This window comes from Micromonospora sp. CNZ296, from assembly GCF_007827635.1.
Genome location: NZ_VISW01000007.1, coordinates 100,364 through 125,885 on the forward strand (window position 1 = coordinate 100,364; position 25,522 = coordinate 125,885).

24 protein-coding genes are annotated in these 25,522 nt (G+C 74.2%); 12 read left to right on the forward strand and 12 right to left on the reverse strand.

Annotation, left to right across the window (positions count from 1 at the left end):
- Window positions 1-28: 28 nt before the first annotated feature.
- Both FB455_RS13895 and FB455_RS13900 read right to left on the reverse strand, forming a co-directional pair.
- On the reverse strand, window positions 29-730 hold the full coding sequence (locus FB455_RS13895) for a hypothetical protein (protein WP_091330635.1): 702 nt from the start codon (window positions 728-730) through the stop codon (window positions 29-31).
- Complete coding sequence (locus FB455_RS13900; RefSeq protein WP_186466404.1) at window positions 727-3,309, reverse strand: FtsK/SpoIIIE domain-containing protein; 2,583 nt, start codon at window positions 3,307-3,309, stop codon at window positions 727-729. Before FB455_RS13900 ends, FB455_RS13895 begins: the two co-directional genes overlap by 4 nt.
- 213 nt (window positions 3,310-3,522) lie before the next feature.
- Between FB455_RS13900 and FB455_RS13905 the strand changes: the two genes are divergently transcribed.
- Window positions 3,523-4,080: a hypothetical protein gene (locus FB455_RS13905; RefSeq protein ID WP_145753739.1), complete on the forward strand. Its 558-nt coding sequence runs from the start codon at window positions 3,523-3,525 to the stop codon at window positions 4,078-4,080.
- 5 nt (window positions 4,081-4,085) lie between these two features.
- Here the strand turns inward: FB455_RS13905 and FB455_RS13910 are convergent, their stop codons facing one another.
- The 7 genes from FB455_RS13910 to FB455_RS13940 are packed head-to-tail and all read right to left on the reverse strand — an operon-like array spanning window position 4,086 to window position 12,482.
- Window positions 4,086-4,685, reverse strand: coding sequence for a hypothetical protein (locus tag FB455_RS13910; protein ID WP_047892064.1), 600 nt, complete (start codon window positions 4,683-4,685; stop codon window positions 4,086-4,088).
- Window positions 4,686-4,695: 10 nt separating this feature from the next.
- Complete coding sequence (locus tag FB455_RS13915) at window positions 4,696-5,871, reverse strand: M23 family metallopeptidase (protein ID WP_013288981.1); 1,176 nt, start codon at window positions 5,869-5,871, stop codon at window positions 4,696-4,698.
- Window positions 5,868-6,428 carry a hypothetical protein gene (locus FB455_RS13920; RefSeq protein ID WP_145753609.1) on the reverse strand — a complete coding sequence of 187 codons (561 nt, stop codon included), beginning with the start codon at window positions 6,426-6,428 and terminating at the stop codon, window positions 5,868-5,870. The genes FB455_RS13915 and FB455_RS13920 overlap by 4 nt, the downstream gene beginning before the upstream one ends.
- Complete coding sequence (locus FB455_RS13925; protein ID WP_145753611.1) at window positions 6,425-8,368, reverse strand: MFS transporter; 1,944 nt, start codon at window positions 8,366-8,368, stop codon at window positions 6,425-6,427. Before FB455_RS13925 ends, FB455_RS13920 begins: the two co-directional genes overlap by 4 nt.
- Window position 8,369: 1 nt before the next feature.
- A complete protein-coding gene (locus tag FB455_RS13930) occupies window positions 8,370-11,741 on the reverse strand; it encodes an ATP-binding protein (RefSeq protein WP_030273731.1) in 3,372 nt (1,123 codons plus the stop codon).
- Window positions 11,742-11,790: 49 nt separating this feature from the next.
- Window positions 11,791-12,153 (reverse strand): hypothetical protein, encoded by a 363-nt coding sequence (locus FB455_RS13935; RefSeq protein WP_013288977.1) that lies wholly within the window; start codon window positions 12,151-12,153, stop codon window positions 11,791-11,793.
- A gap of 14 nt (window positions 12,154-12,167) precedes the next feature.
- Entirely contained in the window at window positions 12,168-12,482 is a 315-nt protein-coding gene (locus FB455_RS13940; protein ID WP_013288976.1) for a hypothetical protein, read from the reverse strand.
- Window positions 12,483-12,840: 358 nt separating this feature from the next.
- On the opposite strand from FB455_RS13940, the gene folP reads away from it, so the two are divergent.
- The 7 genes from folP to FB455_RS13975 all read left to right on the forward strand — a co-directional run bounded on the left by folP (window position 12,841) and on the right by FB455_RS13975 (window position 17,516).
- Entirely contained in the window at window positions 12,841-13,782 is a 942-nt protein-coding gene (folP, locus tag FB455_RS13945; RefSeq protein WP_186466397.1) for a dihydropteroate synthase, read from the forward strand.
- Window positions 13,779-14,138, forward strand: a complete 360-nt coding sequence (gene folB / locus FB455_RS13950; protein ID WP_013288974.1) for a dihydroneopterin aldolase — start codon at window positions 13,779-13,781, stop codon at window positions 14,136-14,138. The genes folP and folB overlap by 4 nt, the downstream gene beginning before the upstream one ends.
- Window positions 14,135-14,662, forward strand: a complete 528-nt coding sequence (gene folK / locus FB455_RS13955; RefSeq protein WP_114919063.1) for a 2-amino-4-hydroxy-6-hydroxymethyldihydropteridine diphosphokinase — start codon at window positions 14,135-14,137, stop codon at window positions 14,660-14,662. The genes folB and folK overlap by 4 nt, the downstream gene beginning before the upstream one ends.
- 85 nt (window positions 14,663-14,747) lie before the next feature.
- Entirely contained in the window at window positions 14,748-15,236 is a 489-nt protein-coding gene (locus FB455_RS13960) for a DUF3180 domain-containing protein (protein WP_085983675.1), read from the forward strand.
- A 114-nt stretch (window positions 15,237-15,350) separates the two neighbouring features.
- Complete coding sequence (locus FB455_RS13965; protein ID WP_030273726.1) at window positions 15,351-16,577, forward strand: ABC transporter permease; 1,227 nt, start codon at window positions 15,351-15,353, stop codon at window positions 16,575-16,577.
- A gap of 61 nt (window positions 16,578-16,638) precedes the next feature.
- Complete coding sequence (locus FB455_RS13970; RefSeq protein WP_013288970.1) at window positions 16,639-16,941, forward strand: hypothetical protein; 303 nt, start codon at window positions 16,639-16,641, stop codon at window positions 16,939-16,941.
- 83 nt (window positions 16,942-17,024) lie between these two features.
- The gene (locus FB455_RS13975) at window positions 17,025-17,516 is read left to right on the forward strand and encodes a hypothetical protein (protein ID WP_145753615.1); all 492 of its coding nucleotides are present in this window, start codon (window positions 17,025-17,027) and stop codon (window positions 17,514-17,516) included.
- A 2-nt stretch (window positions 17,517-17,518) separates the two neighbouring features.
- On the opposite strand, the gene FB455_RS13980 is transcribed toward FB455_RS13975, so the two are convergent.
- Complete coding sequence (locus FB455_RS13980) at window positions 17,519-18,511, reverse strand: ABC transporter ATP-binding protein (RefSeq protein ID WP_091330642.1); 993 nt, start codon at window positions 18,509-18,511, stop codon at window positions 17,519-17,521.
- Between the two features lie 2 nt (window positions 18,512-18,513).
- Here FB455_RS13980 and FB455_RS13985 point away from each other — a divergent pair, with 2 nt between their 5' ends.
- The 4 genes from FB455_RS13985 to FB455_RS14000 all read left to right on the forward strand — a co-directional run bounded on the left by FB455_RS13985 (window position 18,514) and on the right by FB455_RS14000 (window position 23,187).
- On the forward strand, window positions 18,514-19,203 hold the full coding sequence (locus tag FB455_RS13985; protein WP_013288967.1) for an ABC transporter permease: 690 nt from the start codon (window positions 18,514-18,516) through the stop codon (window positions 19,201-19,203).
- Window positions 19,200-19,922 (forward strand): ABC transporter permease, encoded by a 723-nt coding sequence (locus FB455_RS13990; RefSeq protein ID WP_013475008.1) that lies wholly within the window; start codon window positions 19,200-19,202, stop codon window positions 19,920-19,922. Before FB455_RS13985 ends, FB455_RS13990 begins: the two co-directional genes overlap by 4 nt.
- A 153-nt stretch (window positions 19,923-20,075) precedes the next feature.
- Window positions 20,076-21,080 carry a glycine betaine ABC transporter substrate-binding protein gene (locus FB455_RS13995; protein WP_145753618.1) on the forward strand — a complete coding sequence of 335 codons (1,005 nt, stop codon included), beginning with the start codon at window positions 20,076-20,078 and terminating at the stop codon, window positions 21,078-21,080.
- 124 nt (window positions 21,081-21,204) lie between these two features.
- Window positions 21,205-23,187: a hypothetical protein gene (locus FB455_RS14000; RefSeq protein WP_145753620.1), complete on the forward strand. Its 1,983-nt coding sequence runs from the start codon at window positions 21,205-21,207 to the stop codon at window positions 23,185-23,187.
- Window positions 23,188-23,196: 9 nt separating this feature from the next.
- On the opposite strand, the gene FB455_RS14005 is transcribed toward FB455_RS14000, so the two are convergent.
- Complete coding sequence (locus tag FB455_RS14005; RefSeq protein ID WP_186461643.1) at window positions 23,197-24,366, reverse strand: NADH-quinone oxidoreductase subunit D-related protein; 1,170 nt, start codon at window positions 24,364-24,366, stop codon at window positions 23,197-23,199.
- The gene (locus tag FB455_RS14010; RefSeq protein ID WP_186461646.1) at window positions 24,363-25,433 is read right to left on the reverse strand and encodes an SAM-dependent methyltransferase; all 1,071 of its coding nucleotides are present in this window, start codon (window positions 25,431-25,433) and stop codon (window positions 24,363-24,365) included. The genes FB455_RS14005 and FB455_RS14010 overlap by 4 nt, the downstream gene beginning before the upstream one ends.
- Between the last annotated feature and the right edge of the window lie 89 nt (window positions 25,434-25,522).

A 25,522-nucleotide genomic window follows, 5' to 3' on the forward strand; every position in this document is an offset into this window, starting at 1 on the left:
ACTCCCGCCCGGGAGGGCGCGGCCGTCGTCAGTCGGGCAGCATGGCGAGCAGCAGGCCGGCGGCGGTGAGCACCGCCGGGACCAGACAGACCAGGGCGCCGAAGCGGGGTGTCCGGTCCACCCGGTCGGTGGGCCGCGGGCGGAAGACACGCCCCACCGCGAGCCAGCCCAGCATGAACGCGACAGCCGGCAGCGGCAGCCCCACGAGCAGCGCCAGCACCGTCACCGGCCCCGGACCGGCGACCGCGTACAGCAGCAACTGGAGCAGCGGCACCACGAGCGCCAGCGGCCCGTACACCAGCAGGTTGCGCGGCCGGGCCGGCCACCGGGCCAGCCGCGGCAGGCCACGCGCACTCAGCGTGTCGTCCGCCGCGTCCGCCCAGTCCCCGGCCGCGCGCAGCACCGCCAGCACCGCCGACGGCCCACCCGCCATCGACCGGGCCGCCTCGGTCACCTCCGGCGGCGTCGGGACCAGCGACATCGCCGGTACGCCCAGATCACGCAGCCGGGACTGCTGCGGCGCCAGTCGTTCGCGTACCGCTGTCAGCTCCTCGCGGGCCGCGGCCACCGACCGTGCCTGCTCCCCGGCAGCGGTGGCCGCCGCCCGGCGTACGCCGTCGAGCGCCCGCGCGGCAGCGACGTACTCCGCCCAGGCCGACTCGGCGGGGTCCGCCACGGTGGTCGGGCCACCCGCGCGGGGCCCCGGTACGGCCGTGCCGGTCTCGCTCATGCGGCCCCCTCCCCGGTTCGGTCAGTCGCCTGAGGGTCCGGCTCGACCCGCGCGGTCGCCACTTCGGCCGTGCCGAACGGCACGAAGACCGTGCCCTGCTCGTCCGGGCCGTCCCAGAGCACCGCGCGTCCCGGCCGGGGCCGCCACCAGACCGGGCGGTCGAAGAGCTGCTCCAGCCGGCCGCCCGGAACGTCGGTGACCGCCACGGCGGTGAGCTTGTCCACCTCGCCCTCCGGGCCGAGCAGTCCGGCCAGCGGAGCCGGTGTCCGCCACCAGCCGAGCAGGTGCCGGCCGGCGGGCGGGCCTTCCAGCAGCAGCGTCCGCAGCAGGTCGGGCGGCAGCTCGGTGGCGTCCGGCACGTCCAGCCCGAACACCACCAGGTAGCCCGGCTCATCCGACTCCATGGCGGTCCGCAACCCGGCCGCGTCGACGGTCTCCACCCGGTGGCGTCCGGCCAGCTCGGCGGCGAGCACCCCGGCCGGCTCGGCCGAGCCGTTCGCCAGCGGCGCCAGCACGAACCGGGCCGCGCCCGGATGCGCTGCCGCCGCACTGCGTACCGCCGTGACCAGCAGCCGCTCGGCCTCCTCGTCCCGCCCCAGGACAGCCAGGTTCCGCCCCGCGCCCGGCCCCAGCGGCACCGTCACGGTGGACCGCCGCACGTCCACCGCCCGGCCCAGCAACGCGGCGGGCGCGTGGGCCCGGCCGGCGAGCGCGGCCCGGTGCCGCGGATCGTTGGCGAGCAGCGGGCGGGCGTACCCGGCGAAGACCACCGGCGGGGTAGCCGACTCGCCCCGCGCCTCCCAGAGCCGTCGCCGCAGGTCGGTCAGGACCGCGGGATCCTCGTACGGATCCGGGAAACGGATCATCCGCTCGTGCCCCCGGGTCGCGCCGCGCGGACCGCCCAGGCCACCCGCTGTGTTCACCACCGCGCTGCCCACCGGCAGCCCGGCCGCCGAGTCATTCGCCGGTTCCAGCACCGCCGAGCCGCCGGGCAGCGCCACCCGCACCGGGAACTGGCCGAGCAGCGGGTCACGAGGGCCGCCGATGCCCAGGTCACCCTCGCCGGCCAGCACCAGGTGGATCCCGTACGACCGGCCGGCGCGGGCGAGCGCGTCCAGCCGGGCCAGCAGGTCGGCGGCGAGCCGGTCCCGCTCGCGCAGCGCCAGCGGGAAGTTGTCGACCACGCAGACGATGCGTGGGAGCGGCTGGTGCTGGCGCAGCTCGGCGTAGCGCTGCCCACCGGCCCGCCGGGACGCCTCCTCGCGGCGGCGCAGCTCCGCCTCCAGCTCGCCGAACAGGTCGGCCACGTACTCCCGGTCGGCCGCCATCCCGGTGGCGCGCACCTGCGGCACCCAGGAACGGTCCCGCTCGGTCTGGAGGAACTCCACGAACGACTCGCCGTCGGCCAGGTCGGCGAGGTAGAGCGCCAGCTCGTCCGGGCCGTACCGGGCGGCGAGGCCGAACAGTGCGTCGGTCAGGAACGCCGACCGGCCCGCCTGACCCCGGCCGCTCACCAGCCAGTGCGGCGTCAGCTCGGTGAAGCCCAGGCTGACCGGGCGCCCGGCGGCGTCACCCACAGTGGTGCTCAGTCCGTCGGCCGAGCCGGCCGTCCAGAAGCCGTCGGCCGGCAGCAGGTCACGCAGCGAGAGGCGGGAGCCGTCCTCGATCTGCCGGGCCAACCGCGCGCACACGTCCGCGACCAGATCGGCGGGCGGATCCTCGTCGAGGAACACGGGCGAGTTCAAGCCGACCGGCGGCTCGGCGCCGGGACTGCTGAAGCCGGCACCGGGCGGGTCGCCGACCAGCGCGTACGCGGTGCGGACCGTGACCGGGGTGGCGCGCGGCAGCGGACTGCCGTCCGGCCAGCCGGCGAGCACCAGATGCAGCCCGGCGCGCGGCCCGCCCTCGGCCAGTCCGGCGAGCCGGTCCAGGTCGGCGGTGGTCGTACCGTCGGGCAGCGCGGCCACCACGAGCAGCAGCGTCCGGTCGTGCCCGCGCTGCCGGGCCGTTCCGGCCGCCACCCACTGCTCCGCCTCGGCCAGCACCGCACGCATCCCGGCGAGGTCGGTGGCGGGCGGTGGCAGCAGGCCGGCGTCGGCGAGCGGCGCGTACCCGGCGAACGTCGCACCGGAACCGTCGTCGACCGCGCGGGCCAGCAGCGCGCCCGCCGGGGTCGCGGCGAACACGCGCAGCAGCAGCGCGCGGAGCAGCCCGGCCACCCGGGCGTCGGAGGCGTCGGCGTCGAGGCTCACATGGCCGCTGCCGAGCAACGGCACCAGCGCGGGGAAGCGGGCGTCGTCGAGCGGCGCCGCGGTGCCCACCCGGACCAGCGGCGGCAGGCCGTCACCGGGAGGCGTCGTCGCGCTCAGCGACTCCAGCGGCCCGCCGGCCCAACCCGGCGCAGCTACTTCTGCAGCCGCCCGCAGGCGCTCGGCCAGCTCGTACTGCCGGTGGTGGTCGGCCGGCGCGGGCCGGATCTCGTCGAGGATGCCCGCCGCCGCCGTCGCGGCGGCCTCGGCCCGGCGGTGCAGCGCGGCGGCCCGGCCGGCGCGCGCCTTCGGAGTCGCCACCGCGTCCACCTCTCTTTCCGAGGCCGACATGTCCTCCCCGAGGTGTGACGGTAACCCAGGCGGCGGCCGTCCACCGGGATGTCGGTCGGCGCGGTGAGCTGGTCGGCGGTGAGCAGCCTCACCCCGCCGCCGGTCGGCGTCCGCCCGGCGGTTCGCCACGATCCGCCGGTTCCAGGCATTGGGTACGCGACGCGCAGCCGATAGCCTCAGGAGGTGGAATCAGTGCAGCCCCCCGCCGGTTCCCAGGTGTCCCGAGTACCGGCGCAGCGGACCCCGCCGGAGCAGTTGGCGCCCCTCGCGCCCGCTCCCGCCCCGGTACGCCCCAAGCGTCCGGTGCGCACAGTGCTCGCTGTCGTCGCGGGGGTGCTGGCGGTGCTCTGCACCGTGGGCGGTTTGGTCGGGTTCGTGCTGTACGACCGCGCGACCGCCCCGGACCGTGGCTCTCCCGAGGTTGTCGTCGCGAGTTACATCCAGTACTCAGTCGACCAACGCAATGACGTCAAGGCCGCGGAGTTCGAGTGCCGCAACGACGTCGACCTAGATGATTTGCGATCACTTCGTGATGACCTCGTCACTCGGGAGCAACGGTTCAACACGACGATCTCCGTGAGCTGGGAGAACCTCAGCGTCGAGCAGGCGGGGAACAAGGCTCAGGTGCGAGTGGATCTGGTGATCTCCGCAGTTGTGGATGAGATTCGCCAGAGTGATCGCCAGACTTGGGTTTTTGAGACGAAGAACCAAGACGGTTGGGGCGTTTGCTCGGCACAACGTGCTGCTTGAGGCGGTTACTCCAGCCAGAGGAGGTGTACCGGCACCTCCAACGTGGTCGGCGCCTGGCCGCGCCAGGCCCATCGGTACCACTCCAGTTCCGGGGCCACCCGCACGCAGATGTCGCCGTCCGCGCCGGAGTAGGTCTCGGTGACGGCACGCAGGTCGCGTCGTTCCACGCCGTTGTCCACGTGCACCACGCGCCGCCCGGTCACCGCGTCGGCCTCGAACACCGGCGTGGGTGGCCGGCGTTCCGGCACGTCCAGCGAGACCAGCCGGAGACCCGGGGCGCTCGCCCCGGCAGCCGGCCGCCGCTCGCCGATGGTCTCCACCCAGACCCGTTCCACAGGTACCAGCGGCGCGAACACCTCCACCTGCTCGGCCTCGGCCCGGTACCACTCGTGTTCCGGGATCACCGGTACGTAGGTGCGGCTGCCCTGCACCACCCGCTCGTCGGCCCGCAGGTCGCCACGCCAGCCGAGGCCGGGCAGGCCGACGAGCACGCGGCGGCCGCGCAGCTCGGTGCCGCCGGTGGCGGGCACGGTCTCCACCGGCCGGGGCGGCAGCGGCGCCCAGTCGGGCCGGTCGGCGAACGGGTCGGGCAGGGGGTTGCTCATCCGCCCGGCCTCACCCGGTCTCGCCGAGGGGCGCGCCCCGCTTGCGCATGAAGGGCACCGGGTTCTCCGCTCCGTTGCTGGACCGGTCGCCGTTCTTGTGCACCTCGAAGTGGAGGTGCGGGCCGGACGAGTTGCCGCTGCTGCCGGAGATCCCGATGACCTCGCCCGCCTCGACCGCCTGACCCGGCACCACGCGAGGTCGTTCGACCATGTGGCAGTAGCGGGTGATGAATCCGCCGGCGTGCAGGATGTCCACGAACCATCCGCAGCCGCCCTTGTTCGGCCAGCCGTCCCGGTCGCAGTCCCGCCGCCCGGAGCGGTCGGGGTCGCAGCGGGCCACCAGCACCCGGCCCGCCGAGGCGGCGTGGATCGGCGTGCCCTTCGAGGCGGCCAGGTCCACGCCGTGGTGGCTGGGGCGGGCCGTGGTGCGGAAACCGGAGACCACACCGCCGGGCAGCGGCGCGGTCCAGCCTGAGGCGGCGATCCGGTCTCCGGCCGCGGCGTCGCACACCGCCTTGCCGGCGATCTCCACGGTCCGGGCGGCGCCGCCGGCCAGCGCGTCGACGATGGCTCCGGCCAGTTCCTCGTGCTTGGCGTAGGCGTCGGGGTAGGCGCTGACCTGGACTTTCTGGGCGACCACAGTGAGCGGGCGCTGCTGCCAGTCCGGCACCTTCTCCATCTTCTGGTAGAACTTGCGGGCCGCGTACGAGGGCGTCATCCGCTGCTCGACGCTGCCCCAACCGGGCCGCTGCTGGAACAGACCCAGCGAGTCGTGGTCGGCGCCGACCCCCTCGTGCGGCAACGCGAGCGACGCCGGCACCGTGCTGTTGGCGAGGTTGCGCAGCGCTGATTCCTGCATCGCGGTGGCCAGCGCGATCACCCAGCCGCGGGCGGGAAGCTTCATGTCCTGGCCGACCTTGATGATGACCGCGGCGTTGCGCAGCTGACGCTCGCCGTACTCGGCGAAGCGCGGCATGTCGCCGGTCAGGTTCACCTGGTAGGCGGGGTCGCAGTTCAGGGCCGCGAGCTTCGGGTCGTCCTCGTCGCCGCCGAGTTCGGTGAGGAGGAAGGCGCCGGCCCCGCCGACGCAGCAGAGCAGGGCGAGCACGCTCGTGACGACGGTGGCGACCACGCCCAGGCGCAGCTTCCGGCGGACCTGTCCGGCGACGGCCGGGCCGGCGGTCACGACCGCTCCCAGTCGATCGCGTCCACCAGCCAGGGTCCGTCCGGTGCGACGAGTTCGAGCCGGAGCGTGCCGTTGTCCAGCGGAACCACCGCCTCCACGAAGGACTCGGTGCGGGGCCGGAGCGTCGGGGCACCAGTGGTCTTCCGTGCGGGCACTGTCTCCGGGTCGGCATCAGTCATCTTCTCGGCCAGCGCCGGGGTGGAGAGCGGCCGCAGGCGGGCCTGCCACGCGTCGCCGCTGCTGCCCGGGCCGCTCAGCCACGCGGTGGTGAACCGACCGGCGACCTGCTCCGGCGTGTCCTCGCCCGGCCGGGTCTTCGGGGCGACCGCAGTCGGCGGACTGGCGAGCACGCCGTCGTCACCGGCCTCCGGGTCCGCGGTGCTGATCGGCTGGGTGGGGCGGCTGGTCAGGCCGAGGCCCGGATCGCCGGGTCCGGCGACGAGGCGGGCCGCGCCGATCACCCCGAAGACCAGCACGGCGATCATGAGAGCGACCCCGATCCGGGACCGGAGGACCCGGGTGAAGAGGAATTCCAGCGCGCGTCGCACCGGACTCACCGGGCCTCGGAGCGGATGCGCGGCGCCGGCCGGGCCGGTGCGGTGCCGCGGCCCGCCGAGTCCGGCCGGTAGACGGCGTAGGAGGGCGCCTCCTCCGGCACGTCCGGCTCGGTCCAGGTCGACGGTGCGCGCCGGGGGCGGGGAGTGCCACCGGGACGCTCACCCGGCCGTCCGCTCGCGGGCGCCTCCTCCGGCCTTTCCCGCCCGTCCGGCCGTTCCCGCTCGGCGGGTGTGGCGCTGTGCGCCGGATCCTCGTGCCGGGCCTCCGGCCGGAGGCTGCGCTGGTCGGCCGTGACGGTGCGGCGCTTGCCGATCGCCGGTTCGTTGGTGCCGCCGGGCTCGGCCACGTCCAGCCGTGCGGCGATCCGCATGTCCCGGAAGAACCGGCGGTGCCAGGAGCCGGCCGAGCTGACTGCCTCGCTGCTGTCCTTGCCGCCGAGCTGGGTGATCCGGCGGTACGGCCGCAGCAGCAACCAGCCGACCACACCGCAGAGCCAGACCAGGACCACCTGGAGCCAGCCGGGCAGCGTGGCGGTGTTCATGATCAGGTCGACGGCGAAGAGGTAGATGGCCGCGCCGGTGCCGAAGATGGCGATGTTGAAGACGGCGGCGACCACCGCGTTCGCCAGCCGCCGAAGGCCGGCGCTGGCCGGGCGCATCAGGCCGACAGTGCCGAGGATCGGTGCGGCGATCACCGCCCAGCGGAAGATCAGGAAGCCGAGCAGCACCAGCAGCGACGCCGTGAGGTCGAACATGGCGAACAGCACCGAGGCCAGCACCGCGATGAACCCGGCGCCGATCCGGTCCATGTCCCGGGTGCCCTGGAGGTACTCGTACGCCTCCGGGTCCTCGGTCTTGATCTGCTCGGCGACCTTGGCCCACTGCTGCTGCTTGGCCTTGATGACCACGTCGCGAGTGGCGGGCTTGGACCGGATAGCCTCCGCCTCGCCCCAGGTCAGGGACTTGGCGTCGTACAGGGCCGGGCCGTACTTCTTCGCGGTCTCGCTGTCCGCCGAACCGAGCACACCGCGCAGCCAGTTCCGGTAGAGCATCGTCTCGGTCGCCGTGTCGCTGGCACGCACGGCGGGTGGCCGCTTGTCGACACAGGCACTCGGGTTCGGCAGCGCGCACTTGTCCGGCGGGACGGTCTTGGAGGAGGGGCCGACCGCGTCGTGCACCACGCCCAGCGTGCTGATCAGCGTGTTGTCGGCGATGTTCGCGGACTTGACCGGCCATGCGGCCAGCGCGGTCACCGCCACCATCACCAGCAGCGCCCAGCCCGCGGTGGTCATCGCGTTGCTCATGTCCGACTGGCGGGACCGCCAGAGCAGGTAGAGGCCGACCACGCAGACGGTGATGATGCCGAAGACGCTGAACACCTTCTGGTAGACGGCCTTCGTGGCCTGCTCCACCAGCGGGTCGGCCCAGCTCCACATCGTCCGCGGATCCCAGGCGCGCTCGCGCAGCGCGTTCGAGGCACCGATCACCGCGTTGGCGAACATGAACTCGCCGTTGGCGACCATCGTCGTGAAGCGGTAGTCCGGATGCAGCACGGAGGAAGCGCAGCCGCCGTCGATGTCGTACGTGTTGTAGCTGTACCCGGCGTACCCGTAGTCGCTGTAGAGGCCCTTCGGGCCGGGCTCCTTCGCCGAGTCGGGCCGGGACGCGAACCAGCCGGCCAGGCCCGAGTCCGGCGCGGCGGGCACCGGCGCGTTGCGGCACTCGACCTGGTCCTCGCTGACCGCCTTGAGCCTGCCGACGCAGGACCGGAAGTCGGCCTGCCACTCCTTGGTGCTGCACAGCTCGGCCCGCGCCTGGGTGACCGGCGCGGCGGCGTACGCGGGTGTGGCCGCCCCGATCACCGGCCAGGAGATCGTGGCCCCGGCGAGTACGCCGAGCGCGAGGAGGAGCGCCGCGATCCGTGCCCGGGCCCTCGCCATGTCACGCCTCCAGATCAGCCAGGACGGTCGGCAGTATCCCGGCGGCCTGGGCGACCGCGGCGGGGGTGGTGTCCAGGTGCTCCAGCAGCCCGTCGACGTACGACACGTCGACCCGGACCTTCTGCACGCGCCCGTCGACGTCGCGCATGACGAACTCGCGGAAGCCGAGCCGGTTGGCCGATCCGCTGTCCGCCTGGGAGAGCGAGGCGAGTGTGGCCTCGTAACCGTCGTCGACAGGCACCCGCAGCAGGCGCAGCGCCTCGGAGGCGATCTCGCTGTCCTCGGCGATCCGGCCGACGAAGACGGTGGAGACGAGGTTCTGCACGTCGAGTCCGAGGATGTCCTTCGGGTTCTGCGACGCGACGAGCGCTGCCAGGTTCCACTTGCGGGAGTCGCGGGCGAGCCGGACCAGGAACGAGCGCCCGGACCGCCAGCCCTCCATGAAGTGCGCCTCGTCGAGGCCGACCAGCTTCCGGGAGGACATCGACCCGCCGTAGCAGCGGCGTACGGCGAGCCGGTGCGCGGTGTGCAGCATCGGCAGCGCGAGCGCCTCCTCGGCCGACCAGTACTCCCGCTCGATCTTGAGGTCCGGGAGCCGCAGACCGGCCATGGTGATGACGGTGAGCGCGGCGTCGGCGCCGAGCAGCCCTTCCGGCGGCCGGCCGAAGAAGAGCATGGCCAGCGGCATCTCGGCGGTGTCGAGCAGCAGGTGTGCCAGTTCGCGCCCGGCGTCGTCGTCGAGCCCCTGGAGGCAGGTCACCACGTCGTCGAGCGTGGAGGTCTCCTCGGCGGGCACCTGGCGTACGGCGTGCCGGAACAGCGTGGCGGTGGACGCCTCCCGGGCCACCTGCGGCGGCACCAGCATCATGCAGATGTCCTGCACCAGCATCCGGCGCTCGGCGCGGGCGTTCGACACGGCGATCTCGAACTCGCGGTCGCCCGCCGGACCGGCCCCGAACTCGCTGCGCAGCGGCGTCGGGATCAGCGCGTACGGCGCGAGCGTGCCCTGTTCCGAGCCGGTCAGGTTGAGCACCCGGGAGTACGGAGCCAGTTCGGGCATGGCGCAGAGGCGGGCCAGCGGGCCGGACGGGTCGAGCAGCGTCACCTGCACGCCGCGGCGCGCGGCCAGGTAGCCGAGCGCGCCGAGCAGCGTCGACTTGCCACCGCCGGGTTCGGCGACGAAGACGGCGAGGCCGGAGCGCTCGCGTACCTCCATCGGGAAGTGCAGGTCGAGGAAGACCGGCCGGCGGCAGGTGCCGGCGGTCCGCCCGATCAGGTCGCCGCGCCGGTCGCCGACTGTGGACGCGGCCTGGGGCAGCGCGGCAGCGAGCAGGTTGACCGGCATCCGTCGGACGTAGCCGGTGTTGGCGATCGGCTCGCCGGGGATGAACTCGCGGGCCAGCCAGTCCTGGTTCTTCGGGTGCTGGAGCGAGATCCGCAGCTCGCGGGAGTAGAGCTGGATGAGCCGCCGGGCCCGTTCCAGGCACTCCTCCCGGGTACGCCCGCCGACCGCGATCCGGTGCCAGCCGTGTGCCCGGGCCGAGTCGACGGGCAGACCGGTGGTCATCTCGTCGCCGATCACCAGCGCGCGTTTGGCCAGCCGTTCCAGCTCGGGCGGGGCGTCGATGCCGTGCTCGGCGTAGTCGAGCTGCTGGGAGCGGATCATCCGGAGCCGGTGTTCGAGGTTCCGGAAGGAGTCGTTGGGGCCGAGGATGTCGACGCGGGTGGACAGCTCCATCGGCCACGGCAGGCGCTCGTGGAAGTGCAGCCAGGGCTCGTGCCGCTCGGGGATCTCCAGCGGCTCCATCCGTCCGACCGCGAGCACGGCGACGTGGCGTTCCTCGCCGGTCATCCGGTTGACCAGCTTCACCGTCGAGCCGTACGGGGTGCGGTAGCGCTCGACCTGCTCGGTGAGGGCCAGCAGGTCGCCGCGTTCCCACCGGCCGTTGGTGATCGGGGACAGGACGCCGGGCGGGGCCATGCACAGCGCCACCGAGCGGTAGAGCAGCCATTCCAGCTCGGGTGCGGTGACCCGGCGCCCGCGCATGCCGAACGCGCCGAGGACCTCGTCGAACTGCTCGACGGTACGGCTCAGCCGGCGCCGCTCGCCGTCGGCGGTGCCCCGGCCGAACGTGCGCAGGAGTCGTTCGGTGAGCGAGTCGCCGAGCGACCGGCGGGCGAACGTGACACCGAGGTAGGTCTGGCCCTCGGCGTGGTTGACCGCCATGAGATGCCGCTGGGCGGCGACCAGGTGGTCGGCCCAGCCGGTGGTGCCCGGTACGTCGGGCAGCGGCGCGGCGGTGTGCGCGTCGATGGTGCGGGCCCACTCGTCGGCCGGGAAGGGCCGGGTGGTGCGGCGCAGGTGCAGCCGGAACCCGGCGAGCCCGGCGTACTGCTCGGAGATCGCCGAGAGCAGGGCCTCGCGTTCGGCGTCCGGCCGGAACGCCCACCGCACCTCGGGCAGCCAGTACCAGGCGGTGACGGTGTTGGGGGTGAAGGTGAGGTGCCCGGCGATCTCGGTGATGGCCAGCTCGACCGACGGATCCCGGTCGCCGAACTTGATCTTCGGGGCACGGACCCGGACCGGCTTGGTCGGCCGGTTGCGGCGTTCCGGCGTGCGCTGCCGGGGCGGCGTCACCTCGCGGTGCGCCGGACGGCCGACCTCCCGCGACGGCGCCGCGCCGGCCGCGAGCGGGTCCGCCGCAGCGAGATCCGGCTCCCGGTATTCGGCGGGCGCGGGGGCGGGGATCTGCGGGGGCGGCGGGAGCGCCGGCTCGGGCTCGGCCGGGGGGCGGAGAGCGGGCAGCCGGTCACCGGCCTGCTGCGGCACCCGGCTACGCGACGGCGGCGGCGGGGCGAGCGCGGCCGGCGGGTCGGGCAGGGGCGGCTCGACCGGCAGCGGCGCGGCGTGCACGGGCTCGGGCCGGGGTCGCCCGACCGCGCGTACCCCAGGGGTCTGCTCGCGGACCGGCGGTTCCGGCTCGGCCCGGGGCGCCGGCTCGACCGGCACGGCGGGCTGGTGCGGGATCGGCAGGGGCTCGCGGCCGACGCCGCGGCGGGGTGGCGCCACCACCGGCTCGACCGGTGCGGGCGGCGTGGACGCGGCGGGCCGCCGGCGGGGCTGCGCACCGCCGAAAAGGTCGAGGAAGGGCGAGTCGATGTCGCCGTCGGGGCGTACCGGCTCGCGCGGGGTCATCGGTCGCGGCGGCTGGAACACGCCGACGCGGCTGTGCCCGGGGCTGGTGACGAGCGCGCTGTCGAGGACGACCTCGTCCAGATCCTCGTCCGGTGGGTAGTCGAACGATCGCGCACGGTTACCGTTGGGCCCGGCCGGGCGCCCGGCCGGGGAACCCGGCGTGGAAGAGCGACTCATGCGACCGCCTCACCCGCGTCGTTCGTCTGCACGGTTGTCGTACGCCCGGTCATGCCAGTTCCTCCCGGATCCTGATCCGGCTCGCGACGAGCCGCGGATCCCGCTGCTCGGTGGCCGGTTCCCGGGTGCGTCGCCAGTCGGTCAGCGCGGTCCGGATGACCATGCGCGCGGGCCGGTCCGGGTCGACGTACCGGAAGATGAACGAGGTCGTCACGATCGCCAGCGAGATCTCCCAGGCGGGGAACAGCTCGACCTGGAGCGTGAACAACCAGTGGATGAACATGTAGAGGGGTACGAGCAGCATGAACAGGCCGTACTGGGCGTACGGCAGGTGGACGGGAAGGGTGTACCCGGGCGGCCCCAGGTAGACGAGGCGTGCCCGGTAGATGTCGTCGTCGGTGCGCAGCCGCATCGTCGCCCAGCGCCCTACTCGAAGATCAGGTTGATCAGGTAGTCGCCGACGAAGAAGAGTGTTGCCGCTCCGGCGATGAAGGCCAGGCCGATGATGGCGATGGCCGAGCTGGTCAGCACCTTGGAGATCTCACCCCGGCTGGCCCGGCCGATGAAGATCACCCCGAGGACCGCGAGCAGGATCGGCGCGATCTTGCTGGCGAAGAAGGTGACGACGTTGTCGGTGTCGATGCCCTTCGGTGCCGGCTCGGCGAGTGGAGTCGACGCCAGGGTGTGGAGCGCGTGGTCCACGGCACTGGACGCCGTTGCCATGAGCTCGATGGCGATCACTGGAAACCTCCCCAAGGTCGCGGCCGGCGGCGCCGCGTTGGTGCAAGTAGGCAAGCCTGGCGGGATGGTGCTCGTCAGAGACAGCGCCGTCAACGCTGAGTCCGTCACCCACCACGTAGAGTGGTGAGTTTTGGGGGGATTCTTCCCGCTTCGGCCCTCCCTCCAGGCTTCGCCATCTCGATGCTGGGCCATTCCAAAGCGTACGGCCCGGCCACCTTTGCGACAAGCCGTGAAGAGTCGACCTCCGACGGCCCGGATGACCGATCGTACACCTGTTCCAATGCGCACGTCAGGGGTGCCGCGTCGGGCGCTCGCCCGGTGGCCGGAAGCCCTGCCGGCGAACGGTACTGTCGGGTCCGTGACCGATCTGGTACGGGCGGAGACCCCGGTGGTGATGGGCGTCCTCAACGTCACGCCCGACTCCTTCTCCGACGGCGGCAGATACGCCGATCTGGACGCGGCAGTCGCACACGGGGTGCGACTGCGCGGGGACGGCGCCGACCTGATCGACGTGGGTGGCGAGTCCACCCGGCCCGGCGCCGAGCGGGTCGACGCGGAGACGGAGACCGCCCGGGTGCTGCCCGTGGTCCGCGAGCTGAGCGCCGCCGGCATCCTCGTCAGCATCGACACCAGCCGCGCCCGGGTCGCCGAGGCCGTCCTCGCCGCCGGCGCGTACGTGGTCAACGACGTCTCCGGCGGCCTCGCCGACCCGGACATGGCCCGGGTGGTCCGCGACGCCGGCTGTCCCTGGGTGCTCATGCACTGGCGGGGGCACTCGCGGGGGATGCGGGAGCTGGCCACGTACACCGACGTGGTGGCCGAGGTCCGGGACGAGCTGAGCCGGCGCGTCGACGCCGCGCTCGCCGCCGGGGTGGCCGCCGACCGGATCATCGTGGACCCGGGCCTGGGCTTCGCGAAGACCGCCGCGCACAACTGGGCGCTGAGCGCCCGCCTGCCCGAGCTGGTCGACCTGGGCTTCCCGGTGCTGTTCGGGGCCAGCCGCAAGTCCTACCTGGGCCGGCTGCTCGCCGACCCGGCCGGCGAACCCCGCCCCACCGCCGGGCGGGAGGCCGCGACCGTCGCGACGAGCGTGCTCGCCGTCGCGGCCGGCGCCTGGGGGGTACGCGTGCACGACGTCCGCGGCACCGCCGACGCGCTCGCCGTCTGGCGCGCCACCGGCAGCCCCCGGCTCGCCACCGCGACCGGCACACGGCAAGCGACATCGCCGCAGACCGCGGCGGCCACCGGCGGTACCCGGCCGGCGGAAGCGGCCACCGGCACGAGCGGAGGCGACAGATGAGCGACCGGATCGAGCTGACCGGCCTGCGGGCGCACGGCCGCCACGGCGTCTACGACTTCGAGCGCGCCCAGGGGCAGGAGTTCGTGGTCGACGCGGTGCTCGAACTGGACCTGGGCCCGGCCGCGCGCTCGGACGAGGTGACCGACACCGTGCACTACGGCGAACTGGCCGAACGCCTGGTCGCGGTGATCACCGGCGAGCCGGTGAACCTCATCGAGACGCTCGCCGACCGGCTGCTCGCGGTCTGCCTGGCCGAGCCGCTGGTGGCCGCCGCCACGGTGACTGTGCACAAGCCGGAGGCCCCGATCCCGCACGCCTTCCGGGACGTCGCCGTCACGATGAGGCGTACCCGATGACCCGGGCCGTGCTGTCGATCGGCAGCAACCTGGGCGACCGCCTCGGCCACCTGCGCGGCGCGGTGGCCGCGCTCGGCGACCGGGTGCTCGTGGTCTCCGGCGTCTACGAGACTCCACCGTGGGGGGACGCCGACCAGCCCGCGTACCTGAACGCCGCGGTGATGGTCGCGGACCCGGCGGCGACGCCGGAGGACTGGCTGGTCCGCGCCCGGGCCGCGGAGGCGGCGGCCGGGCGCGACCGCGACCCGCAGCGACGGTACGGGCCGCGCACGCTGGACGTGGACGTGATCGCGGTCTGGGACGACGCCGGCGAGCCGGTGCTCCGCGACGACCCCGAGCTGATCCTGCCGCACCCCCGGGCCCACCTGCGCGCCTTCGTGCTGCGCCCGTGGATCGACATCGAGCCGCACGGCCGGCTGCCCGGGCACGGCTGGCTGACCGATCTGCTCAACGCCGAGCCGCTCGCCGGGGACGCCCTGGAACTGAGCCCGCGACCCGATCTGGCGCTAGAGTCGGACACATGACCCGGTGGATCGTGGCCCGGCAGTGGCGAGCTGAGGAGGTGCGGTGAGCACCGACCGCTCCCCGCAGGGGCCCGACCGTTTCCGGATGGGGCCGACCCGGGCCTCCACGCTCGTGGTGGCCGGCCTGGCCGCCGCCGCGGTGGCCTGGCTGCTGATCAGTAGCTTCTACGGCGACCTCGGCTCTGACCTGCCCTGGCTGCCGGTGATCACGCTGGCCGGGCTGGCCGTGCTGGAGGGCTACGCGGCGGTGAACACCCGGGGCCGGATCGAGCGGCGGCCCGGCCGGGAGCCGGTCAACCCGCTGCTGGTCGCCCGGTTCGTCGTGCTGGCCAAGGCGTCGGCGCTGGCCGGGGCCATCTTCGCCGGCTTCTACGCCGGGCTGACCGGCTGGCTGTTCGTGGAACAGACCAACGCGGCCATGAACGATCGGCCGGCCGCGCTCGGCGGCCTCATCGCCGCGCTGGCGCTGGTCGCGGCCGCGCTCTGGCTGGAACGCTCCTGCCGGGTGCCGGAGCAGGAGGACGACGAGGACCGCGAGCCGGGTGACCGGGAGACGCCCCGCGGGCGTCTCTGAGGGTTCCCCCCACCCCGGCCCGGCGGTACCGTCCCTGGCGACCGGAGAGCGACGGCCGCCACCGGTCCGCCCGCCCGTGGGCCGGACGCGGCCACCTGGGGGAGGCGCGAGCCAATGGCGTACGACGATGCGGGCCGGACAGCGCCGCCGGAGACGTCGTCCGGGGTGCCCGCTGCCGTACTGGAGCACGTCTTCGACGACCCGGCCCACGGCGAACCCGGCCGGGACCGGATCGCGGTGCACGTGCTCTGGGAGTTCGTGCTGCTCGCCGGTCTGGTCGCGATGGCCTGGCTGCTCTGGCGGGAGGACTCGGACGCGCTGCGCGGCGGCTCCCTGAAGACGCTGCTCGTCGACGTGGCGGCGCTCGGCCTGCTCACCCTCGCCGCCGGCCTGAGCCTGCGGGCCGGCGCGGTGAACCTGGCGATCGGGCCGGTCGCGCTGGCCGCCGCGCTGCACTTCGCCGAGCAGGGCGACCGGGGCACGCGGGAGGCGCTGCTGCCGGCGCTGGCGATCGCGGCCGCGGCCGGGCTGGCGCTCGCCCTGGCCGTGGTGGTGCTGCACGTGCCCGGATGGGCGGCGAGCCTGGCCGGGGCGGCCGGCGTGATCGTCTACCTGGAACGGCGGACCGCGCCGGTGACGGTGCAGGGCGACTACGACCCGCGCGGCAGCGCGCTGTACTTCTTCGTCGGCTTCGCCGCGGTCGCCGTCCTCGGTGGCCTGTTCGCCGCGATGAAACCGGTACGCCGGCTGATCGGCCGGTTCCGCCCGGTCGCCGATCCGGCCCGGCGGCGCGGCGTGGCAGCCGCCACGGTGACCGCGCTGGCGCTCGTCGGGTCCACCGTGCTGGCGATGCTGGGCGGCGTGCTGATCGCGGCGAACGGAGACGGCCAGGTCGCGCCCGGCACCGGACTGGACTGGACCGTGCTGGCGGTCGGCACCGTCATGCTCGCCGGAACCAGCGCGTACGGGCGGCGCGGCGGCATCTTCGGCACCCTGTTCGCGGTCTGCCTGGTGGTGGTGTTCCTGGCCTGGACCGTGCCGCACGGCTGGACGGTCAGCCGGTGGGCGCTCGGCGGCGCCGTGCTCGGCGTGGGCCTGCTCGTCACCCGGCTGGTCGAGACGTTCGGCCGGCCCCGCCCGGCACCGCCGGGTCCGCTCGGCCCGGTTCGCCCGGCCCGGGACGGCGCGCTGAGCGGCGGCTGGACGATGACTCCGCCGCCCGAGCCGGCCGACGCCTGGCCGTCGGTGCTGCCGGTACGCCAGCACGACACCCCGGTGGAGGCATGGGAGGCCCCGCGCTGGGACAACGAACCCCGGCGCTGGGACGCCGACGACCGCTGACCCCGGCGATGGCCGTGCGTCCGGCGCGCCCGGACTGATCTCTCCGGTTAGGCTCGGCGGCATGACCGAAACTCCTGCCCCCGGCGGCCGCACCTTCGACGAGCTCGACAAGCTCTCCACCGAGGAGCTGCGCGAGCAGGCGTTCAACCTGGCGCGCGACCGCCGCGACGTGGGCTTCTTCTGGTCGGTTCTGCGGCACCTGCCCAACGCCGACGAGGCCGCCGCGCTGGACGGCGCGCCGAACTCGATCGGCCCGACCATCGACGAGGCGAATGCGCTCTGGCGTGAGCTGACCGGGCACGGCTACGACGAGTCCGCGCCGCTGCTGCGCGCCGCCTTCATCGACTACCTGATGAAGCACTGAGGTCGATGACTGCCCGTCGGCCGACGGCTGCCGACCGGTTGCGCAGGTTTGCCCGGCGGGACCGGCCGGGAACTGACCGCCGCATGGCTCTGAGCAACCGCCCCCGCACCGTCCCCCGGTACGGCACGGCCGCCGGCACCGGCACGCTCGCCGCGTTCCTGCTCGTCGCCGTCGGCGGCAGTCCGATGTACGTGGACTGGGCGCAGCGGGGCACCGACCCGACCGGCGCGGGTGGCTGGTTCCTGCGGCTGCTCGCCTGGCCGTCCTGGCGGTGGCAGGCCGACGAGGGCGTGTTCGCCACCAACCTGCGGGCGATCCTGCTGCTCGTGCTTGCGGCGGCGCTGCTGTACCTGCTGCCCGGGCCGCAGGTCGACCGGGTGACGTCCTCGGGCAGCCAGTTCCTCTCCGGCTGGGGCGCGTACGCGCTCGCGGGCGGGCTCAGCGCCCTGTTCGCCACGCTCCTCGGCCCGCACGGCTCGCTGTTCGCCGCGTTCCAGGCGGCCAGCACCGGCGTCACGTACGGCTTCTTCGCCGGCTGGATCGTCGGGCTGGCCAGCCTCGGCGGCCGGGCCTGACCTCAGTCCACGGCGCCCAGCGCCAGCACCCGGGTGCGGGTGAGCAGCCCCACCGCCCGGCCCTCCTCGGTCACCACCGCGTGCTCCGCGCCGGAGGTGAGCAGCGCGCCGAGTGCGTCGTACGCCGAGTCGCCGAGCGCCACGGTGGGCAGGCCGGTGCCGCCGTCGGCCGGGAGCGGGTCGAGTACCGCGCGGGTCACCGGGGTCACGGCCAGCCGCCGGATGCCCCGGTCGGCGCCGACGAACTCGCGGACGAAGTCCGAGGCGGGCGAGCCGAGCAGCGCGGCGGGCGTGTCGTACTGCTCCAGCCGGCCGCCCTCGGACAGCACCGCGATCCGGTCGCCCAGCCGGACCGCCTCGTCGAGGTCGTGGGTGACCAGCACGATCGTCTTGCGTACCTCGGCCTGCAACCGCAGGAACTCCTCCTGCAGGCGGGTCCGGACGATCGGGTCCACCGCCGAGAACGGCTCGTCCATCAGCAGCACCACCGGATCGGCGGCCAGTGCCCGGGCCACGCCCACCCGCTGCCGCTGCCCGCCGGACAGTTCGTGCGGGTACCGCCGGCCGAACTGCGCCGGGTCCAGGCCGACGAGTTCCAGCAGCTCGCCGACCCGGTCCCGGGTCCGCTGCTTCGGCCAGCCCAGCAGCCCCGGCACGGTCGCCACGTTCGCGGCGACGGTCTGGTGCGGGAACAGGCCGACGTTCTGGATGACGTACCCGATGCGGCGGCGCAGCGCCACCGGGTCGACCCGGGTGACGTCGTCGTCGCCGAGCAGGATCCGCCCGTCGGTCGGCTCGATCAACCGGTTGATCATGCGCAGCACCGTCGACTTGCCGCAGCCGGACGGGCCGATCAGCACCACCAGTTCGCCGGCGGCGACCTCCAGGCTCAGCTCGCGTACCGCCTCGGTGCCGTCCGGGTAGCGCTTGCGGATGCCCTCCAGCGTGATCGACGCCGCGCCGCCTCCGGCGGTGCCTCCCGGGGTACCGTCCACGTGTGTCCCTCCACCTGAGCTACCGGGCCGACCCGGGTAATCCGTGGTTCTCCTGGCAGTACGTGCGGGACAACTCTGACACGATCCTCGCCGCGCTGCGGGAGCACACCTGGCTGACCGCCCGCGCCGTGGTGATCGCCGCGCTGGTGGCGTTGCCGCTCGCGGTGCTCGCGTACTGGTTCCGGTCGCTGTCGGCCCCGATCCTGGCGGTGACCGGGGTGCTCTACACCGTCCCGTCGCTGGCGTTGTTCGCGTTCCTCGCGCCGTACCTGGGCATCGGCGCGATCACAGTGCTCACCGTGGTCGCGCTGTACGCGCTGCTGGTCATCGTGCGCAACGCGCTGGCCGGGCTGAACCAGGTGCCCCCGGAGGTGCGCGAGGCCGCCGAGGGCATGGGGTACGGCAGGTGGGGCCGGCTGTTCCGGATCGAGCTGCCGCTGGCGCTACCCGGCATCCTCACCGGCGTACGGCTGGCGACCGTGTCCACTGTCGCGCTCGTCACGGTCGGAGTGGTGGTCGGCCGGGGCGGGCTCGGGCAGCTCATCTTCGCGGGCTTCCAGAACAACTTCTACAAAGCGCAGATCATGGCCGGCACGGTGCTGTGCGTGCTGCTGGCGCTGGTGCTCGACCTGGTGCTGGCGGGCGTGGGCCGCCTGCTCACCCCCTGGCTGCGCGGGAGGTCCGCCCGGTGAACCCCGTCGAGCAGGCAGTGGTCTGGCTGAACGACCCGCTGAACTGGACCAACCCCGGCGGCGTGCTGGACCGCCTCGGCGAGCACCTGAGCATGTCCGCGCTGGCGGTGCTGCTGGGCTGCCTGGTGGCCTGGCCGATCGGGCTCTGGCTCGGGCACAGCGGCCGGGGCGGCGGGCTGGTCCTGCTGGTCTCCAACGTCACACTGGCGATCCCGACGCTGGCGCTGCTGACCATCCTGCCGCTGACGTTCCTCGGCTTCGGCCGCCCGGCCGTGGTGGTGGCGCTCGCGGTCTTCGCGGTTCCGCCGCTGCTGGCGAACGCGTTCACCGGGGTGCGGCAGGCCGACCCGGAGGCCCGGGACGCGGCCCGGGGCATGGGTCTGTCCGGCGGGCAGGTGCTGCGGCGGGTGGAGCTGCCGCTCGCGGTGCCCTACCTGGCGGCCGGCTTCCGCACCGCGGCGGTGCAGGTGGTGGCCACCGCCGCGCTCGCCTCGTTCGTCAACGGCGGTGGGCTGGGCCAGATCATCCGGGCCGGGTTCGGGCTCGACATCGCCGCCGGCGGCGGCCAGATCATCGCCGGCGGGGTCCTGGTGGCCGGGTTGGCGCTGCTCGTCGAGGGGGTGCTCGCGCTGGTGGAGCGGGTGGTCACGCCCCGCCCGCTGCGCCGGGAACGCACGCGGGCGAACCGCCGCGCGACGGCGGCGACGACCGGCAACTGAGCCGTCGGTGACGATCGGATGACGAAAACCGCTCCGAGTTTGTCGGTCGGGTCCGGAGGATATTGGCTGGAGTCGCGGGTGGCCGTCCGGATCGCCCGTCGGACACGCGGCCGGCCCGAGGGGGTCGCGCCGGGACACGGAAGGCGGGCACTGATGCGCGCGCGTACGACACTGGCCGCGGGGGCGCTCGGCGCACTCACTGCGGCTGTTCTCCTCACCGGCTGCGGCGACGCCGGCTCGTCCGGCACCGACGCGCCCGAGCAGGGCGCCTCGGGGGCCGGCTGTGCACCGGTGGCCGGTGACCAGCTCGTCGTCCTGACCGATGACAAGAAGCTCCAGAACACCGACAACGTCATCCCGGCGATCAACGCGAAGGCGGCCACGCCGCAGCTCGTCGCCGCGCTGGACAAGGTCTCCGCGAAGCTCGACACCCCGAAGCTGATCCAGCTCAACCGGGCGGTCGACGTCGACCGCAAGACGCCCCAGGTCGCGGCGCAGGAGTTCGCCTCCGCCAACGGCGTGACCGACGGGATCGAGAAGGGCCCGGGCGGTCAGATCACCGTCGGCGCCGGCAACTTCAGCGAGAGCCAGACCATCGCCGAGCTCTACAAGATCGCGCTCACCGCGGCCGGCTACCAGGTCAAGGTGCAGACCATCGGCAACCGGGAGCTCTACGAGCCGGCCCTGGAGAAGGGCCAGATCCAGGTCGTCCCGGAGTACGCCGCCACCATGGCGGAGTTCCTCAACACCAAGGCCAACGGCAAGGACGCCCAGCCCGTCTCCTCGCCGGAGCTGGACAAGACGGTCGCGGCGCTGAAGACCGGGGGCGACAAGGCCGGCCTGGTCTTCGGCCAGCCGTCCCAGGCGCAGGACCAGAACGCGTTCGCGGTCACCAAGGCGTTCGCCGACAAGTACGGCGTGTCCACGCTCTCCGAGCTGGCCGCCAAGTGCTCCGGCCAGGCCACCGTGCTGGCCGGGCCGCCGGAGTGCCCGCAGCGGCCGAAGTGCCAGGCCGGGCTGGTCGAGGTCTACGACTTCAAGGCCGGCTCGTTCAGCTCGCTGGACGCGGGCGGCCCGCAGACCAAGAACGCGCTGAAGACCGGCTCGGCGAGCGTCGGCCTGGTCTTCTCCTCCGACGCCGCGCTGGCCACGAGCTGACGCACCACCGCCGGCCGGCGCCACGCGTGCCGGCCGGCGGCACCGCTGCCCTGTTCGACGGGCCGCTCATCGAGTGGCGCCGACCCGTTCCCCTCCGGTGGAACTCTCGGTACTCTGCTCAGCCATGCCCGCCTCGGTCGCGCCCGCCGACAAGAGCACGCCCACCCTGCTCACCGTCCTGTTCTGGGTCGGTGTGGGGCTGGCGCCCCTGGCCGCGCTCATCCTGCTGATCGCCGACGGCAACGGCTCGCTCCGGTTCGGCGCAGTCCTGGCGATCCTCGCCGTCGTGCTCATCGGTCTGTCCATCGCGCTGCGACCGGAGAGCGGTTCCGGTGGCGCGGTCGCCGAGGAGATGCGCGAGGAGCTGGCGCAGCTCCGGCGGGAGCTGCGGGCCGAGATCGTGGCCGCCGCCCAGCGCGGCAATCAGGCGCTCGACCAGGCACGACGGGCCGAGGAGGTGGCCGGCGCGGTACGGCACCGGCTCGACGCGGCCGCCGCCGGACTGGCCTCCGCGCCCGTGTCCGCCCTGGCGTCGGCGCCGGAGCGCCCGAGCGGTGCGGCCCGGGTGCCGGGCGCCGGCGTGCCCGACGTCGGCCGGTCGCAACCGGCCGGCCGGGACGACGACGAACCGGCCCGGCCGGCGTACCCCGGCGGCGGCTACGGAACCGACGCCGACGCGTCCCGGACGGGCCACTACGCCGCTGAGCCGTCCCGGACGGGCCACCACACCCCGGACCCGTCCCGGACGGGCCGATACGAGGCCGAGCCGTCCCGGACCGGCCACTACGACGCCGACTCGCCTGGGGTGGGCCACTACGACTCCGAACCGCTCCGGACCAGCCGCTACGGCACTGAGTCGCCCCGGGCGGACCACTACGAAACCGAACAGCCCCGGGCCGGTCGCTACGACTCCGAACCGGCACGGACCGGTCGGCACGACGCCGAACCGGCGGCGCGGGCCACCGTACGTCCGGACCGGCCCGCGAGCGGGGTGTACGGCGCGGCGCGGGTGTCCGAGCCGGTGGCCCGGCCGGAAACCCGCCCGGTCGGCGTGGTCCACCACACCGAGACGGTGCACGTCACCACCCGGCACACGATCGTCGGCGGTGAGCCGACCGGCACCCGGTACGGCGGATTCCCCGGCGGCTGGCCGGACGAGGACCGGTCCCGGGGCGCGGACGCGGCCGACCACCGGCACGCGGGACACCGCGACCCGGGCGACCGGTCGGGCCGCCGCGCCGGGTCGGACGACGGCGGCCGGGGTGCCGGCTCCGGCGACGACGGGCACTCGTGGACCGACCCCGGGCGTCCCGGTGCCGAGCATCCATGGGCAGGTGTCGGCCGGGCCGCTGCCGGGGAACAGGGCTGGTCCGGGCGTACCGCCGGGGGCGGCTGGTCGAGCGAGCAGGGCCGGACGGCGGCGGAGGAGCAGCGGCCCTGGTCCGGCGGCGGTGACGACCGGGCCGGCCGGGCGGCGGGCGCCTGGCCCGCGGCCGCAGCGGGCGTACCGGACGTGCCGCCCGGCCGGGCGGGCACCGACGGCGACCAGTGGTCCGAGATGCGTGCCGGCAACCGGTGGGCCGCGGTCCGTGACGACGGCGCGGGCCGGGAGATCCGCCTCGGGGAACGGCGGGCCGCAGTGCACGCCGACGGCGGCGGCACGGAGTACCGGGTCGAGGACCGGTGGGCCTCAGTGCGCGGCGGTGGAGCGGCCGCGAGCGGACCGGACGGACCGGACGCCCGCTGGTCCGGGGAGAGCCACCCGGCGCTGCCGGCCGGCGGTGTGCCGGTGCCGGACGAGTGGCGGCCACCGACGCAGCGCAGCGGCCAGGCGGAATGGCGCCAGCCACCCCCGGAATGGCGTCAGCCCGAACCGGAATGGCGTCAGCCGGAACCGGAATGGCGTCAGCCGGAACCGGAATGGCGTCAGCCGGAACCGGAGTGGCGTCAGGCCGAGCCGGAGTGGCGTCAGCCGGAGACGCGGCAGGGCGAGTCGCAGTGGCGTCGGCCCGAGCCGGAATGGCGGCCGGCGGAACCGGAGTGGCGCAGCCCGGAGCGCGGTGGACACGGCGAGCCGTATCGGGACACCGCCGACCGCTGGCGCTGACCCCGCCGGCTACTTGTCGATGTCGCCCACCACGAAGAACATCGAGCCGAGGATGGCGATCAGGTCCGGCACCAGGCAGCCGGGCAGCAGCGACGACAGCGCCTGCACGTTCGCGTACGAGGCGGTGCGCAGCTTCATCCGCCACGGCGTCTTCTCGCCCCGGGACACCAGGTAGTAGCCGTTGATGCCGAGCGGGTTCTCGGTCCAGGCGTACGTGTGCCCCTCGGGCGCCTTCAGCACCTTCGGCAGGCGGGTGTTCACCGGCCCGCTGATCCGGTCCACCCGGTCCAGGCACTGCTGGGCGAGGTCGAGCGAGACGTACACCTGGTCGAGCAGCACCTCGAAGCGGGCGTGACAGTCACCGGCGGTCTTCGTCACCACGGGCACGTCGAGCTGGTCGTAGGCCAGGTACGGCTCGTCGCGGCGCAGGTCGAGGTCGAGGCCGGAGGCGCGGGCGACCGGCCCGGACGCGCCGAACGCGGCGGCGTCGGCGGCGGAGAGCACACCGACGCCGACGGTACGGGCCAGGAAGATCTCGTTGCGCCGGATCAGGTTGTCCAGGTCGGGCATCCGGCGGCGTACCTCGGCGATGGCGGCGCGGGCGCGCCCGGTCCAGCCGGACGGCACCTCCTCCTTCAGGCCGCCGACCCGGTTGAACATGTAGTGGATCCGGCCGCCGGAGACCTCCTCCATCACGGCCTGGATGGTCTCCCGTTCCCGGAACGCGTAGAACATCGGCGTGATCGCGCCGATCTCCAGCGGGTACGAGCCGAGGAACATCAGGTGGTTGAGCACCCGGTTCAGCTCGGCCAGCGCCATCCGCAGCCAGGTGGCGCGTTCCGGCACCTCCATGCCCATCAGCCGCTCGACGGCGAGCACCACGCCCAGCTCGTTGGAGAACGCCGACAGCCAGTCGTGCCGGTTCGCCAGCACGATGATCTGCCGGTAGTCGCGTACCTCGAAGAGCTTCTCCGCCCCCCGGTGCATGTAGCCGACGATCGGCTCGGCGGCGACCACCCGCTCCCCGTCGAGCACCAGCTTCAGCCGCAGCACGCCGTGCGTCGAGGGGTGTTGCGGCCCGATGTTGAGCACCATGTCGGTGCCGAGCTGCTCACCGCCGGCGCCGGTACCGACTGTCAGCTCGCGGAGGTCGGCGGCGTCCGTGGTCATGCCCGTCATCGTGCCACGACCGCGTCGAGCGCGACGCCGACCGGCTGCCGCAGCCACAGGTGCCCGCCGAGCCCGGCCGGGTCGGTCAGTTCGGCCGCCGCCGACGCGGCGGCCAGCGCCCGCAGGTAGCCGGCCGGGTCGCGACCGGCCAGGCTCAGCGGTGGTCGCCCGCCGTCGGCCCCGAGCGCCCGCAGCGCCTCCCGCTGAGAGACCAGGGAGTACGCGCACCGCGCGACCCGCTCACCGGCGGAGGCGACCGAGTCCATGGCGACGTGCGCCGTCACGTCGCACGACCCGTCAGGGACCGGCGGCACCTGCCGCCCGCTCCGATACCCGGTGAGCGTCCCGTCGGCAGGACGCGAGTCCCGCAGATGCCCGTAGTCCACGGCGAGCGCCAGCCCTCGCGCCACCTTTCCCACAGCCTCAGCCCAGGCCAGATCCCGCGACCACCCGATCTCCCCCCTCCAACCGCCCCCGCCCTCGCCCTCACCCGCCCCGTTGATCAAGGAGTTTGTGTCCTGATCCGGGCCCTCCGAGGCCACAAACTCCTTGATCACCGGGGCGTTGGGCGGAACGGCCGAGGGCCACCAGTGGGTGAGCCAGGTGGTGTCGGTGGGGGACGGGGGCGGGCCGATCGTCTCCTCGCCGGTTTTCGGGTTCACCAGGAGGAGGCGCCAGCCCTCGGGGGTGTGGACCGCCACGTCCACTGGGACGTTGTCCAGCCATTCCGTCGCCAGGAGCAGGCCGGTGATGCCGTCGGGGATGTCGGGGCGCCAGGCGATCTCCGGCGGCAGGTCCGGTGGGCGGGTGGCCCGTTCCACGGCCACCGGGTGGAGCCGGGCGGCCAGCTCGGGTGCGGCCTGCGCCAGCAGCGCCCGGAGCAGTTCGCCCCGGCCCGCGCCCACGTCCACCACGTCCAGCCGGTCCGGGTGCCCCAGCGCCGCGTCCACCGTCTCGAGCTGCCGCAGCAGGCACGCGGTGAAGACGGGTGAGGCGTGCACGCTCGTGCGGAAGTGCGCGGCGGGCCCGGCACCGGAGACGAAGAAGCCGTCCGGCCCGTACAGCGCCCGCTCCATCGCGTCGCGCCAGCGCAGCGGGGAGGTCACCGGGCCGACCCTACGGGACGTACCCGAACGGGCGGTTTGCCCGCCACCGCAGCAGCGGC